Origin of the sequence: Kribbella pratensis, from assembly GCF_004365355.1 — a bacterium.
In the GTDB taxonomy this organism is placed as follows: domain Bacteria; phylum Actinomycetota; class Actinomycetes; order Propionibacteriales; family Kribbellaceae; genus Kribbella.
Window position 1 is genome coordinate 130,936 of record NZ_SODP01000002.1, and the last position, 14,343, is coordinate 145,278.

Consider the following 14,343-nt stretch of genomic DNA (forward strand, 5'->3'; position numbering starts at 1 on the left):
GAGCTCCGGCTGACCGCTGAAGCCAGCCATTTCTGGCGGGTCTGCGGTGGTCCTAGTGCGCTAGTAGTCTCGCGGGATGGAGGAGGCGGCTGCGGGTGTGCGGGCTCGGGTGCAGCAGAGTTTTGCGCGGCAAGGGTTGATGGAGCATCTGGGGGCTCGGATCTCGTACATCGGGGTGGGTGAGGTGTGCATTGAGCTGCCGAGCCGGCCCGAGGTCACTCAGCAGCACGGGTACTTTCATGCGGGGGCGACCAGCTCGATCGCGGACAGTGCGGGTGGGTATGCCGCCTTCACGCTCTTCGACGAGGGCACGACCGTGCTTACCGTCGAGTTCAAGATCAACCTGCTGGCACCGGCGGAGGGCGAGCGGCTGGAGGCCGTGGGCACCGTGATCAAGCCGGGTCGGACGCTGACGATCTGCAAGCTCGAGGTCTTCGCGGTCGCCGGAGCCCGGCGGACGCTGGTCGCCGTCGGTCAGCAGACCCTGATCCAGGTCGAGGCCCGGCCCGAGCGCTGACCCCGGACCCCTGACCCAGAGCGCTGACCCCGGACCCCTGACCCGGAGCGCTGACCCCAGAGCCCTGAACCCAGAGCCCTGAACCCAGAGCGCTGAACCCAGAGCCCTGAACCCAGAGCCCTGACCCCGGAGCCCGACCCCGGAGCCTGAACCCGTAGCGCTGGAAACTTCTTCTCATCGCAGCGATGAGTTCGGACCCTGCCGCCTGTCTGTACTGGTGTGAAGCAATCTTCCGCACGAATGACAGGTCAACAACGATGGGTTCTAGGGCTGACCTCCTTGGGGTCGGTCATGGTCGCGTTGGACACCCTCGTGGTCGCTGCTGCCCTGACCACGATCCGGAGCGACCTCGGTGCGTCGGCCGAGCAGCTCGAATGGACGGTCAACGCCTATGGATTGAGTTTCGCGATGCTTCTGATGACGGCCGCCGCGATCGGCGACCGTCTGGGCCGGCGACGGACCTATGCGGCCGGGCTGGCGCTGTTCACCGCCGCGTCCGTCGCCTGTGCGCTGGCCACGACGCTGCCGTTCCTGATCGCGGCCCGGGCTGTGCAGGGCGTCGGCGCGGCGATGGTGATGCCGTTGGCGATGGGTCTGCTCGGCGCGGCGTTCCCGCCGGAGCGACGCGGGCAGGCAATTGGCGTGTTCAGCGGCGTGACCGGTATCGCCGTACTCGGTGGACCGCTGATCGGTGGCGCGGTGACCGAAGGGTTGTCGTGGCAGTGGATCTTCTGGATCAACGTGCCGATCGGGGCGGTCGTGATCGCGTTGGTGCTGGCGAAGATCCCGGAAAGCACCGGGCCGGCGCGACGGCTGGATCTGATCGGCGCGGTGCTGATCAGTCTCGCCGTACTCGGGCTGGTCTGGGGTACGGTGCGTGGCGAGTCGGCGGGGTGGACGAGTGCCGAAGTACTCACCGCGTTCGCGATCGGGGTCGTGATGCTGCTGGCGTTCGGGCTGTGGGAACGGCGGACCGATCACGCGATGGTGCCGCTGGCGTTCTTCCGCAACCGGACGTTCACGGCGGCGAACTCGGCCGGCTTCTTCCTCACCGCCGCGCTGATCAGTGCAGTCTTCTTCCTCTCGCAGTACATGCAGGCCGAGCTCGGATCGGCGCCGTTCAAGGCCGGTCTGCAACTGCTGCCGTGGACGGCGACGTTGTTCATCGTCGGACCGATCGCGGGCAGGCTGGTCGACCGCGTCGGTGAGCGACCGCTCGTCATCATCGGTATGGCGTTGCAGACGATCGGCATGCTGTGGCTGAGCCGAGGCGCCGATCAGTACTACGAACTCGTCGCACCGCTGGTGATCTGCGGCTGCGGGATCTCGTTGGCGATGCCCGCCGCCCAGAGCGCGGCGATGTCCGCGCTGCCGCGGGAGGCCGTCGGAATCGCGTCCGGCATCTACAGCATGAACCGTCAGCTCGGCGGCGCGGCGGGGGTGGCCGTCCTCGGCTCCGTCTTCACGGCGGCCGGTGGTTACACGGGTGACGGATTCGAGCGGGCGCTCGCGGGTGGCGGCGTACTGTCGTTGCTCGGGGCACTCTCGGGGTTCGCGATCGCGGCGCGGCGCCGTCGTACCGGAACCGATGACCACGTCGACGAGTTGGTGGTGGAAGGAGTCTGATGGACCTCGAGGAGGAGTTCGCACAGCACCGGGGCGGGCTGGTGGCGCACTGCTACCGGATGCTCGGCTCGCTGCACGACGCCGAGGACGCGGTGCAGGAGACCTACCTGCGCGCCTGGCGGGGTCATGCGGACTTCGAGCACCGTTCGTCGATCCGCACCTGGCTGTACCGGATCGCGACCAACGTGTGCCTGAACCTCCTCCAGCACAGCAGCCGCCGGGTCGTCCCGTCGGCACTGGGTGCCCCGGGCAACGACCCGGAGGACCTGCACGCCCAAGCACTCGAGGTGCCGTGGCTGGAACCGTTCCCGGATCAGTTGCTCGGGGCGGATCCGGCCACGGTGGTCGGCGACCGGCAGAGCCTGCGTCTGGCGATGGTTGCAGCGATGCAACATCTTCCACCACGGCAACGGGCCGTACTGATCCTGCGCGAAGTGCTCACCTGGCCGGCCGCGGACGTCGCCTCGTTGCTCGACACAACGACGGCGGCGGTCAACAGTTCGTTGCAGCGGGCGCGCGCCGAGCTGGCCCGGCTGAAGCCCCGCGAGGACGAGCTGCGCGAACCGCACGAGCCGTTGCGGCGGGCGCTGCTCGACCAGTTCCAGGCGGCGATGGAGAGCAAGGATCTCGTCGTACTAGAAGGGCTTTTCACCGAGGACGCGCGATGGGAGATGCCGCCCATCCCGACCTGGTTCAGTGGGCGTTCCGACGTACTGCGGCTGCTCGACTCGAAGCTGCGGGCCGGTCAGGATCGACGGGCTCTGGTCGAGACGTCGGCGAACGGTCAGCCGGCCTTCGCGCTCTACATCCGCGGTAAGGACGACCAGTACCACGCGCACTCGATCAAGGTGCTGACGCTGACTTCCGCGGGTATCTCGTCGGTGCTCGCCTTCCACCAACCTGCTTTGTTCCCGGCCTTCGGGCTGCCTTTGATCCACAGGAGCTGATTTCGATGTCATTGGCAACTACTCTGCGGGAGCTCCATGTTCCCGGTACTCCGCTCGTCGTACCGAACGCCTGGGATGCGGCGTCGGCGCGGGTTATCGAGGCGGCCGGTTTCGGCGCGGTCGCCACCAGCAGCAACGCCACGGCGGCGATCCTCGGGTACGACGACGGCGAGAACGTCCCGGTCGACGACGCACTCGCCGCCGCGACCCACATCGCCCGCTCGGTGTCCGTGCCGGTCACGGTCGACTTCGAACGCGGCTACCGGTTGGCACCGGCCGAGTTGGTCGAACGTTTCCTCGCCACCGGCGCCGTCGGCCTGAACCTCGAGGACTCCGATCCCGCGACCGGGGAGATGGTCGATCCGGCCGAGCAGGCGGACTTCCTCGCCGCGGTGCGGGCCGCGGCCGGGGATGCGCTCGTCGTCAACGCCAGGATCGACGCCTTCATCCGCAAGGCCGGATCGGCGGAGGAACAGTTACAGACCGCGCTCGATCGCGCGGACCGCTACCTCGCCGCGGGCGCCGACTGCGTGTACCCGATCGGCGTCGGCGAACTCGACCTGATCGCCACGCTGACGACGCAGATCGACGGCCCGGTGAATGTCGCGTACGGGCAGGGCGCGCACTCGATCGCCGACTACACAGCGCGAGGCGTGGCCCGGATCAGCTTCGGCCCGATGTTCCAGCGGCATCTGTATGGCGTGTTCGCGGGCGCGGTACTCCCGGCGCTGCAAGCGGACCGGAATCCGTTTGCCGGTTGACCACGCCTTGTGTGCGATCCCGCGGATCGGGTACTACGGCGTTGGTAGGGCAAGGCAACCATCGAGAGAACGGGGAAACACGATGGGCATGTTCGACAACATGAAGGACAAGGCCGGCGACCTGGTCGACGACCACGGCGACAAGGTCGGCGAGGGTCTGGACAAGGCCGGCGACTTCGCCGACGAGAAGACCGGCGGCAAGTACGGCGACAAGATCGACCAGGGCACCGACGCCGCCAAGGACCAGTTGGACAACCTCGACGGGCAGAACGACGACATCCCGGACAACGAGTCCTGAGCCGCCGGACCATGTGAGCGGTTAACCTCTCGGCTCGCCCGTTCGCCCCTGTATCCGCGGGGCGAACGGGCCGTTCCGGAGGTTCACCCTTCAAACGGCGTGCCGCTCGACAGCCCGCTCGGGCCGGTCAGCGCCAGATGACGGCTTCGATCTCGCGGCGCTGTTCGGAGAACAGGCCGTTGTCAGCGGCCTTCGTCAACAGTTCCCGGAGGTCGGCCTCGAAGGCGGTCAGCTGCGCCCCGAGCTGATGCGGCGTCGAGCTCGAGAGGGAGAACACCGCGGCGACGACATCGTCCACGGTGCGCTCCTCGATTTCGTTGCCACCGACGACTACCCGCGTCGGTCCGCGGTAGCCGGCGGCGCGCATGACCGTCTCCTCGCCCGGGCGCGTTCCAGCGGGCAGCAAGCTCTTGCCGGCACGCCGTACCGGGCCGAGGTACCGCGCCACCAGTCCCTCGATCGCATTCCACGGCGGCCGCGGATGGGGCAGATCGTCCGCGCCGTCGATCCCGCGATGGGTCGTCGCGCCGACATGCACCCACGCACCGTCGGGCTCCAGCATTCCGCGCACCCGGTCCGCGACCAGCGCCTGATCCATCCAATGGAAGGACTGCGCGAACGACACGACCTGGAAGGACCCGAGCTCCCCCGGCAGTTCCTCCGCGCGCATTTGCTGCCATTTCACATTGCTCAGCTTCTGCTCAGCGGTCCGTGACGCCGCCACCTCGACCATCTCACCGTCCGCATCCACCCCGACCGCTTCCGCGAAGTACGGCGCCAGCAGCAACGTCAGCGAACCGGGACCACAGCCGACGTCCAGCAACCGCCCCCGACCGTCGAGGTCAAGCTCGTCCCGGATCGCCTCTCCCAACGCCACTGGGTAAGCCATCCGTCCCACCGCGTAATGCCGAGCGCTCCCGGCGTACAAACTCGCATCCCACTGCCAGTCCCAGTCGTTGTTCACCGGGCGAGGCTACCGAGCACGGCGGACGAGGCGCACACTCTTTGTGGGGGAAGGAGGGGCTCATGTGGTCATCGGACGGATGGGATGTGCGCACCCGGCTCGGAGTACTGATACCGCACGGCGACGTCGGACCCGAGTCAGAACTACAGGCCATGGCACCGGACGGCGTGGGCATCCACTCGGCGCGCGTGCCGTTCGGCGGAATGGCAGCCGGCGGCGCGATGGATCCGACGATCCCACTGGCACCCGTCCAGGCCTTCGTCGAGCCGCCTGCGATCGACGAGGCTACGGCCCTACTGGCCGCAGCGCCGATCAATGCCATCGGCATCGGCTTCACCAGCTCGTCGTACGTCGGCGGCCCGGACGGCGAACGCAAGGTCGTCGATCGCTTGGCTGAACGTGCCGGCATGCCGGTGGTCGCTCCGTGTGCCGCTGCCGTCGCCGGATTCGGTGCACTGGGCATCGATCGCATCGCCTTGTTCAACCCACCGTGGTTCGATGCCGAACTGGACCGCTACGGCGCGGAGTACTTCCGGTCCCAGGGCCTGGAGGTCGTCGTACACGCCTCCTGCGAACTACCGAGCAACCAACGCAGCATCAACCCGTCGGAGCTCTTCACCTGGATCGTCCGGCACACTCCCGCAGACGCAAATGCGGTCTTCGTCGGAGGCAACGGCTTCCGCGCAGTCGGCATCATCGCCGCTCTGGAAGAGGATCTGCGGATTCCGGTGGTGACCGCGAACTCCGCATTGCTCTGGGGCTTGCTCCGGGCCGCCGGTAGCGCAGCCCGCCCGACCGCCTACGGCCTGCTCTTCGGAGTGCAGTAGGCAGCCACTCAGGTAACACTCAGCTTGTAGGCAGTAACCTCGAAAGGGGTGCATTTAAAGGGATTTGCGTCGTAGGCTTACTGCCCCAAGGGGATGTGGGGAGCTGCAGGGGGGAACTGCACGATGCTGGATTTTTGCCTGGGCTCGGGGATGGGAAAGTGAGTTCGCTGCGGCGGATCCTGATCTGGATATCGGGAGCCTCCGCGGGGCTGGGGGCTGCGCTGGCGGCGACGATTCCGTTCGAGAACGCGGAGTTGATCGACATTTCACGTCGTGGTGGTACGCCGGGGGCGCATCACGTCGCCGTCGATCTGGCCGACCCGGATTCTTGGCCGTTGGTGGAAGACGACTTCCAGCGGCGGATCGCGACCCGCGATCCGGAGCTGGTGATCTTCATCCACAACGCCGGGACGTTGACGCCACTCGGGTCGGCCGACCACGTCGACACCGCGCAGTACACGCGGAACGTCCTGCTGAACTCGGCTTCCGCTCAGGTGCTCGGGCAGTCGTTCCTGCGCGCGGTGTCCGGCCGGCAGTGCGAGCAGCACCTGATCATGATCTCGTCCGGCGCCGCGATGCAGCCGCACGAAGGTGAGTCGAGCTACTGCGCGGCCAAGGCCGGTATCGACCAGTGGGTGCGTACGGTCGGGCTGGAGCAGCGGCGCCGAAGTCCCGGCTGCCGGGTGATCTCCTTGTCACCCGGCGCAGTCGACACCGATATGCAGGCCGAACTCCGGGCCGCCAGCCCGGACGAGGTCCCGGAGTCGACCCGCTTCCGCGAGATGGAGGCGCTCGGTCAACTCTCGAAACCCGAGAACGTGGCTCGCATCATCTGGTCGCTTCTCGGCCGCGACCTCGACAACGGCGCCGTCCTTCACGTTCAGGACCTGATCTGACAGCTCAGCGGGACACCTGCGCTGAGCGACACCTCCTGGCGCTGTTCGCCATACCGAATCACCACTGTCGTGTCCCGATCCGCTGTCAGTACGGCGGTTGCCGCGGACGGGGACCAGTCCAGGTCGACGCCGACGCCGCCTCGGGCCCGCAGGCCGGTGATCGCGCCTTCGGACCATTCGGCCGGGAGCGCGGGAAAGATCTCGAGCTCGCCGGTGTGACTCTGGAGGAGCATCTCGGCGATCCCGGCGGTGGCGCCGAAGTTCCCGTCGATCTGGAACGGCGGGTGCGCGCAGAACAGGTTCGGGTACAGGCCGGAACCGTCGCCGACATAGTCCGTGCCGGAGTCGCCGGCAGGCGTGAGCAGCTCGCGGACGAGACGGTGTGCGGCCGCGCTGTCACGCAGTCTGGCCCAGAGCGAGATCCGCCAGGCCAGCGACCACCCGGTGCTCTTGTCGCCGCGGAGCTCGAGCGTACGGGCAGCGGCCCGCGCGAGTTCCGGCGTACCGTCCGGGGTGATCTGGTCGCCAGGGTGCAGGCCGATCAGGTGGGAGGTGTGCCGGTGCTGCGGCTCGGCTTCCGGCAGGTCGTCGAGCCACTCCTGTAGTTGCCCTCGGCCACCAATTTGCGGGTCGGGAATGCGCTTGCGGGCTGTTGCCAGGTCGTCGACGAGCGAGTCAGCCACACCGAGCTCGTTCGCCGTTTGCACGCAGCGGTCGAACAGGTCGGAGATCAGCGACAGGTCCATCGTCGAGGAGATCGTGACCGAGGCGGGGCTCCCGTCCGGGGCGATGTACTCGTTCTCCGGTGAGGTGGACGGCGCGGTGCCGAGGGTGCCGTCCGGGAGTTCGATCAGCCAGTCGAGGCAGAAATCGGCCGCGCCCCGCAGGACGGGCCAGACCTCGCGGAGGTAGTCGCGGTCGCCGGTGAACGCGAAATGGTCCCAGAGGTGGCGGCACATCCAGACCCCGGCCATCGGCCAGTTCGCCCACTTCGGGTTACCGTCGACGGGTGCCGTCCAGCACCACGCGTCGGCGTTGTGGTGCGCGGCCCAGCCCTTGGCGCCGTACAGGCTCTCGGCGGTACGCCGTCCGGCGTCGGCCAGGTTCTTGACGTACGTGAGCAGCGGCTCGTGGCACTCGGACAGGGAGGTGGTCTCGGCCGGCCAGTAGTTCATCTCGGTGTTGATGTTGACCGTGTAGTTGCTGCTCCACGGCGGCTGGAGGTGCTCGTTCCAGATGCCTTGCAGGTTGGTCGGCAGACCGCCGGGGCGGGAGCTGGAGATCATCAGGTAGCGGCCGAAGTTGTAGATCAGTGCGGCGAGGCCGGGATCGTCGGACGCTTCCGCCAGGCGGCGGTCCGTGGTCAGCTCCGCGGTCGACGGCAGCGTGAGGATCGAACGCCGGAAGAGACTCTGGTAGTCGGCGACGTGCTCATCCCGCAGCTCGTCCGATCGAGCCAGCGCATCGAATACGGCGGCGTCGGCGGCCTCGCGGCATTCGAGGCCCGTGCGGGTCGGCGCGGTATGCGGGCCCTCGTAGCCGGTGGCGGTCGAGAGCACGAGCAGGAGGTCCGTGGAGTTGCTGACGGTCAGCGCCTCGTCGGTCGACGTGACAGATCCGTCGGTACGGGCGCGGAGTACGACGGCCGCGTTCATCCCGCGGTCCTCGCCGTCGGAGTACTCGATCTCCAGGCCGGCCCTGCCGTGCGGCGGCGGTACGGACGACGGGCAGGTGGCGAGCAGCGCGAGACCGTTGTCGTCGACCTTGTGCGTGGTCGCGCGGAGCTGCGAGGTCAGGCTGACCGCCACGTCGAGTGGCTGCGAGGCGCCCAGACGTAGGATCAATGCCTGCGCCGGCGCGCTGACGAAGACCTCCTGCCAGACCTCGACTCCCGCGACCTCGTACTCGGATCGCGCGACCGCGGTGTCCAGGTCGAGCCGGCGCCGGTACTTCGTGACCTCGCCGTCGAGCCGGAAATCGAGCAGCAGATCGCCGAGCGGGAGATACGCCTGCGAGTGCCCGCTGTGGAACCCGTGCGCGAGTTCCTCGGCTTTCCGTACGTCGCCCTCCGCCAGCGCAACCCGGATCCGGTCCACCGCCGCGACGCCGACCTCGCCCACCGGCGTCGCCAGGCGGCGGGTGGTCTCGGGACTGCCGGACCACAGGGTCTCGTCGTTCAGCGCGATCCGGTCCTGGCCCGGGCCGCCGAACGCCATCGCGCCGATCCGGCCGTTGCCGAGCGGCAGCGCCTCCAGCCAGTTCGCCGCCGGAGCGTCGCACGTCAGTTCGGTGGCCGCCACAGTCATCCGATCTCTCATGCGCAGATCCTCCCCCGAGCACGGTCTCACCCGCGACCGGGGGTCCAGCTGGCGGTCAGGCCCGTCCTAAGCTGCCTTGGCGAACTGGGTTGCGTAGAGGTCGGCGTAGAGGCCGCCTGCGGCGAGGAGTTCGTCGTGGGTGCCGCGTTCGCGGATGCGGCCTTCGTCGAGGACGAGGATGACGTCGGCGTTGCGGATCGTCGACAGGCGGTGCGCGATGACGAGCGACGTCCGGCCGACCAGCGCGTTGGCCAGTGCGGCCTGGACCGCGGCCTCCGATTCGGAGTCGAGGTGGGCGGTCGCCTCGTCGAGGATGACGATCGACGGGGACTTGAGCAGGAGCCGGGCAATCGCGAGGCGTTGGCGCTCACCACCGGACAGCCGGTAGCCGCGATCGCCGACCACGGTGTCGAGGCCGTCGGGCAGGCTCTTGACGAGCGTCGCGATCTGCGCGCCTTCGAGCGCCTTCTGCAGTTCGTCATCGGTGGCATCCGGGCGAGCCAGCAGCAGGTTGGCGCGGATCGTGTCGTGGTACATGTGCGAGTCCTGGGTGACGACGCCGATCGCCGCGCGGAGCGAGCTCTGCGTGACTTCGCGGACGTCGTGGCCGCCGACGAGGACGGCTCCGCCGGTTGCGTCGTACATGCGGGAGACGAGCGAGGACAGCGTCGACTTGCCGGCGCCGGACGGGCCGACGACCGCGACCAGCTGGCCGGGCTCGACGGTGAACGTGACGTCCTTGAGGACCTCTTCACCGGTCTCGGCCGACAGCGTCGCGACCGACTCGAGCGAGGCGAGCGACACCTCCTCGGCCGACGGGTAGTGGAACGAGACGTGGTCGAACTCGATCGACGGCTCCACGGTCGGCGGCAGCTCGCGTGCATCCTTGCGGTCGGCAACCATCGGCGGGAGGTCGAGGACCTCGAGCACCCGCTCGAAGCTGACCAGGGTGGTCATCACGTCGACCTGGATGTTGGACAGTGCGGTCAGCGGGCCGTACAGGCGGTTCAGGTACGCCGTCAGGGCAACGACCGTACCGATGCCAAGGGCACCTTCGACCGCGAAGACGCCGCCGACGCCGTACACGAGGGCGACCGCGAGCGCGGCGACCAGGGTGAGCGAGACGCGGAAGATGCTGCCGTACATCGCGGTGGTGACGCCGATGTCGCGGACGCGGGCAGCCTTGCCCGCGAAGTCACGCGACGAGTCCTGGATGCGGCCGAAGACCTTGGCCAGAACCGCGCCGGCGACGTTGAAGCGCTCGGTCATGGTCTGGGCCATCGTGGCGTTGAGCTTGTACGTCTCGGCGGTTGCCTCACGCAACTTCCCGGCGAGGAGCCGGGCCGGGATGACGAACAGCGGCATGACGACGAGCGCGAGCAGCGTGATCTGCCACGACATCACGAACATCGCGCCGAGGACGAGGGCGACGCTGAGCAGGTTGCTGACGACGTTCGAGAGCGTCGAGGTGAACGCCTGCTGGGCGCCGAGGACGTCGCCGTTGAGCCGCTGGATCAGGGCGCCGGTCTGCGTCCGGCTGAAGAAAGCGACCGGCAGCTGCTGCACGTGGTCGAAGACGGCGGTACGGAGGTCATAGACGAGACCTTCACCGATACGCGCGGAGAACCAGCGCTCGCCGAGGGTGATCGCACTGTTCGCGATCGCCAGCAGGGCGACGACGAAGGCGAGCCAGACGACGACCTGGGCATGCCCCGGCACGATCCCCTTGTCGATGATCGCGCGGAACAGCAGCGGCGTGACCGCACCGGTTCCGGCGTCGAACGCGACGAGCACGAGGAAGAAGGCGAGGTAGCCGCGGTACGGACGGGCAAACCCGAGAATCCGCCGGAGCGTGCCGGCGGAAAGCTTGTGGTGACGAACGGAGGAGTCTTTCATCAGCGAGCGCATCGCACGCCCGCCTCCGCCTCCCCCGCCGGGAAGTCCAGAAATCTGTGACATGCAGACCCTTTCGGCAGGGAACAGTTATACTGAGGTTAACTCACTATGAGGCAACCTCACAAGATCCCCCTTTGTTCCCTCGCGTGCGCGACGGCCCTACGGGCCGCGCACTACTAGGCTCTGCTCATGCACGGGCCGGATGATGCTGCGGAACAGATCGCTGCGTTGCTCGACGGGATTGTCCGGCGGCAGCGGCGGGCTTCGCGGGAGGGGTTCGGGGAGAGCGTCACGCACGGGCAGTTCCGCGTACTGCGGACGCTCGACCGCGCGGACCGAGCCCTCCGCCTGAGCGAACTGGCTGCCCAGCTCGGCATCGTCCCGCGCTCAGCCACCTCCGTCGTCGACGACCTCGAGGCCGCCGGTCTGGTAGCACGCCAACCGGATCCCCATGACCGGCGCGCCACCCTCGTCGATCTCACCCCGGACGGCCGCCAGATCCTCAACACGCTCCGCGAGAAGCGCCGCGACGTGATGGTCAGCCAACTCTCCCGCCTGACCGACGCCGAACAACAAACCCTCGCCCACCTCCTCCACCGCCTCGCCGAAGACTGAAACGGCGGCCCCCGGGGAGGAGCGTGCTCACCGCCCTCGGTCCGGAGCAGCCGCGCCGAGATGTGCGAGTACGGCGAGCACGCGGCGGTGACCGTCCTCGCTCTCGGGCAGCGACAGCTTGGTGAAGAGGTGACGCACATGCGCCTCGACGGTTCGTTCGCTGAGGTAGAGGCGTTTGGCGATGCCGTTGTTGGTCAGACCTTCGGCCATCAGCTCGAGTACGCCGCGCTCGCGCTCGGTCAGCGTCCCGAGCGGATCGTGTCGCGCCACCAGGCCCGCGACCACCTGCGGATCCAGCGCCGAACCGCCGGCCGCGACCCGCTCGGCGGCGGCGAGGAACTCGGCCACGTCGAGCACGCGATCCTTCAGCAGGTAGCCGAATCCGCCGCGCGACACGAGATCCACCACGTGCTGCGTCTCGATGTGCTGCGACAGCAGCAGTACGCCGAGCTCCGGATAAGTGCTCTTCACGGCCTGCGCAGCGCGGGCGCCTTCGTCGGTATGCGTCGGCGGCATCCGGATGTCCGCGACGACAAGATCCGGCTGGTACGTCGCGACCGCCGCGAGCAGACCGTCCGCGTCGCCGAGGGTCGCGACCACCTCGTGTCCGCCGTCGACGAAGAGCATCCTGAGCCCTTCGCGCAACAGCACCTGGTCCTCGGCGATCACGATCCGCATGGCAACTCCGCGACAAGCGTCGTACCAGCACCTGGCCGGCTCTGTACCTGGAATGTGCCACCGAGAGCCGCGACGCGATCCGCGAGACCGGTGAGTCCGGTGCCGTGGCGTGGTGTGGCACCGCCGATGCCGTCGTCGACCACGCGGACGACGAGGTGCCCGCGGTCGTGGTCGGCGATCAGGTCGACGCGAGTGGCGTCGGCGTGCTTCACGGCGTTGGTGAGGCCCTCACAACAGATGAAGTACGCCGCGGCCTCGACGCCGGTGTCGAACCGTCGCTCCGGCATCCGCACCGAAACCGGCAGCGGAGCCCGCCGAGCCAACTCCTCACAGGCAGGCGCAAGCCCCGAGTCAAGCTGCGCCGGCGGTAGTCCCCGCGCAAGCTCCCGCAACTCCCCGATAGCAACAGTCGCCTCCGCAACCGCGCCGTCCAACGTGGTCCTGATGTCTGCAGTAGCTGCAGTCGCTAGTTGGTGCTGGGCGTGCCGGAGGGCAAGGCCTATGGAGACCAGGCGTTGCTGGGCACCGTCGTGGAGGTCTCGTTCGATGCGGCGGCGTTCGGCGTGGGTCGCGGTGATGATGCGGGTGCGGGAGGCTTTGACCTCGACCAGCTGGACGTTGAGCTCGGCGCGGAGGCGGGCGATCTCGACGGCGAGCCCGCTGTCCTCGACGACGCGGCGCACCAGGTCCGGGCCCAGCGCGCTCGCCCCGTCGTACCGCACCACGCCGATCGGCTGGTCACCGCGCTCGATCGCGATCCGGTGCCGCGCATCCATGTCCTCACGAGGCGCGCCGGACAGATCGACGTACCGGCGGCTCTCCGGGAGGAAGACGAGCAACTCCAGCGTCGGGTCGCCGAGGATCTCGCCGAGGACCGCCTCCACGTCCTCCGGCGGACGTCGGCCGGCGCGTACGTCGTCGAGGAACGCCGTCATCCGGTGCAATGCGTCGTACCGGGATCGGTTGAAACGCCGGTCGACGGCGTCCTGGATGCGGGCCCGCAACGGACGGAACAGGAACGCACAGACGAGGGTCGCGACCGCCGTCGTCCACGCCGACCCCCGGCCGAGAAAGGCGCCGAGGGCAACGGTCAGGACGGCGTACGACGCCAGCAGGAGAAGTGTCAGACCCGCATACGCAACGGTCCGGCTGATGAAGAAGTCGATGTCGTACAAGCGGTACCGCAGGATCGCCGCGCCCGCCGCCAACGGCAACCCGGTCAGCGCGAGCGCGGCGATGATCCCGGCGGCCGGGTTGACGTACCAGAGCACGAAGCTGGTCGGCAACGCGATCCCCGCGATCACCGCGGCGAGCACGAACCACTTCAGCTGTTGGCGTTCCAGCCCGGTGGACCGATGGAACCGTACGGCGAGAGAGGCGACCGCGCCGAGCATCGAGCCGAGGAACAATGGCATACCGATCCCGAGCAGCAGCCCGGTCGGTAGCGCGGACACCGCCCAGGGATTGCGCCCCGAGACGAAGTCGCGACCGCGATCCGGGCTGAGCGACCACGCCGCCATGCTGATTAGCAGCCCGACTCCGCCGGTCCACGCCAACGCCCGCCAACGGCCGCTCAGGAACCGACCGGTCGGAAACAGCAGGAACGTCAGCGTCCAGCCGTACCCGTTCGGCAGCCAGCTGACCGCCGAGATCGCCTCGCCGATGGGGCCGCCCGGCCACCCCTCCGCGGCCGCGCGGAGACCCCATCCCTGCGCCACGTCCGACGCGAACGCGTTCAGCAGTCCGAAACCGCAGAACAACCAGCCGATCGCGTTCCCCGGCCGCCGCTGCACGATCGCCGCACCCGCGCCGACCGTGGCCAGCGCGAACAGCCCGTACAGCAGCGTGTCGTAGACCGGTTCGAGGCGCCACGACAAGCCGATCGCGGCGATCTCCGCGACCACGCACACCCCGAACATCACGGCCGGCACCGGCCGACGCCCTCGCACGGCACCATCGTGGCAGCGCCGGACCGTCCCGCCAACAGTGCTGGCACGTAC

13 protein-coding genes are annotated in these 14,343 nt (G+C 68.5%); 8 read left to right on the plus strand and 5 right to left on the minus strand.

What is annotated here, in order from left to right; all coding sequences use genetic code 11:
* Positions 1-76: 76 nt before the first annotated feature.
* From EV653_RS17125 to EV653_RS17145, 5 genes are all read left to right on the plus strand, one after another.
* Complete coding sequence (locus EV653_RS17125) at positions 77-517, plus strand: PaaI family thioesterase (RefSeq protein WP_238159851.1); 441 nt, start codon at positions 77-79, stop codon at positions 515-517.
* A gap of 291 nt (positions 518-808) precedes the next feature.
* On the plus strand, positions 809-2,143 hold the full coding sequence (locus EV653_RS17130; RefSeq protein WP_238159852.1) for a DHA2 family efflux MFS transporter permease subunit: 1,335 nt from the start codon (positions 809-811) through the stop codon (positions 2,141-2,143).
* Complete coding sequence (locus EV653_RS17135; RefSeq protein WP_134104601.1) at positions 2,143-3,090, plus strand: sigma-70 family RNA polymerase sigma factor; 948 nt, start codon at positions 2,143-2,145, stop codon at positions 3,088-3,090. The genes EV653_RS17130 and EV653_RS17135 overlap by 1 nt, the downstream gene beginning before the upstream one ends.
* A gap of 5 nt (positions 3,091-3,095) precedes the next feature.
* The gene (locus EV653_RS17140) at positions 3,096-3,851 is read left to right on the plus strand and encodes an isocitrate lyase/PEP mutase family protein (protein WP_134104604.1); all 756 of its coding nucleotides are present in this window, start codon (positions 3,096-3,098) and stop codon (positions 3,849-3,851) included.
* Between the two features lie 82 nt (positions 3,852-3,933).
* Positions 3,934-4,149 (plus strand): antitoxin, encoded by a 216-nt coding sequence (locus EV653_RS17145; protein WP_134104606.1) that lies wholly within the window; start codon positions 3,934-3,936, stop codon positions 4,147-4,149.
* A 127-nt stretch (positions 4,150-4,276) separates the two neighbouring features.
* Here EV653_RS17145 and EV653_RS17150 read toward each other — a convergent pair whose 3' ends face one another.
* Entirely contained in the window at positions 4,277-5,113 is an 837-nt protein-coding gene (locus EV653_RS17150; protein WP_238159853.1) for a class I SAM-dependent methyltransferase, read from the minus strand.
* A 62-nt stretch (positions 5,114-5,175) separates the two neighbouring features.
* Here EV653_RS17150 and EV653_RS17155 point away from each other — a divergent pair, with 62 nt between their 5' ends.
* Together EV653_RS17155 and EV653_RS17160 are read left to right on the plus strand one after the other, a co-directional pair.
* On the plus strand, positions 5,176-5,940 hold the full coding sequence (locus tag EV653_RS17155; RefSeq protein ID WP_134104608.1) for a maleate cis-trans isomerase family protein: 765 nt from the start codon (positions 5,176-5,178) through the stop codon (positions 5,938-5,940).
* Positions 5,941-6,098: 158 nt separating this feature from the next.
* Positions 6,099-6,836 carry an SDR family NAD(P)-dependent oxidoreductase gene (locus EV653_RS17160; protein ID WP_166679471.1) on the plus strand — a complete coding sequence of 246 codons (738 nt, stop codon included), beginning with the start codon at positions 6,099-6,101 and terminating at the stop codon, positions 6,834-6,836.
* Here the strand turns inward: EV653_RS17160 and EV653_RS17165 are convergent.
* Together EV653_RS17165 and EV653_RS17170 are read right to left on the minus strand one after the other, a co-directional pair.
* Positions 6,821-9,154, minus strand: a complete 2,334-nt coding sequence (locus tag EV653_RS17165) for a glycoside hydrolase family 95 protein (protein ID WP_134104612.1) — start codon at positions 9,152-9,154, stop codon at positions 6,821-6,823. The two genes, EV653_RS17160 and EV653_RS17165, sit on opposite strands and share 16 nt — an antisense overlap.
* 66 nt (positions 9,155-9,220) lie before the next feature.
* Complete coding sequence (locus EV653_RS17170) at positions 9,221-11,050, minus strand: ABC transporter ATP-binding protein (RefSeq protein WP_238159854.1); 1,830 nt, start codon at positions 11,048-11,050, stop codon at positions 9,221-9,223.
* Positions 11,051-11,239: 189 nt separating this feature from the next.
* Here EV653_RS17170 and EV653_RS17175 point away from each other — a divergent pair, with 189 nt between their 5' ends.
* Positions 11,240-11,665, plus strand: a complete 426-nt coding sequence (locus tag EV653_RS17175) for a MarR family winged helix-turn-helix transcriptional regulator (RefSeq protein WP_134104615.1) — start codon at positions 11,240-11,242, stop codon at positions 11,663-11,665.
* Positions 11,666-11,692: 27 nt separating this feature from the next.
* Here EV653_RS17175 and EV653_RS17180 read toward each other — a convergent pair whose 3' ends face one another.
* Entirely contained in the window at positions 11,693-12,343 is a 651-nt protein-coding gene (locus EV653_RS17180) for a response regulator transcription factor (RefSeq protein WP_134104617.1), read from the minus strand.
* Positions 12,331-14,292 carry a histidine kinase gene (locus EV653_RS17185; RefSeq protein ID WP_134104619.1) on the minus strand — a complete coding sequence of 654 codons (1,962 nt, stop codon included), beginning with the start codon at positions 14,290-14,292 and terminating at the stop codon, positions 12,331-12,333. Before EV653_RS17185 ends, EV653_RS17180 begins: the two co-directional genes overlap by 13 nt.
* Between the last annotated feature and the right edge of the window lie 51 nt (positions 14,293-14,343).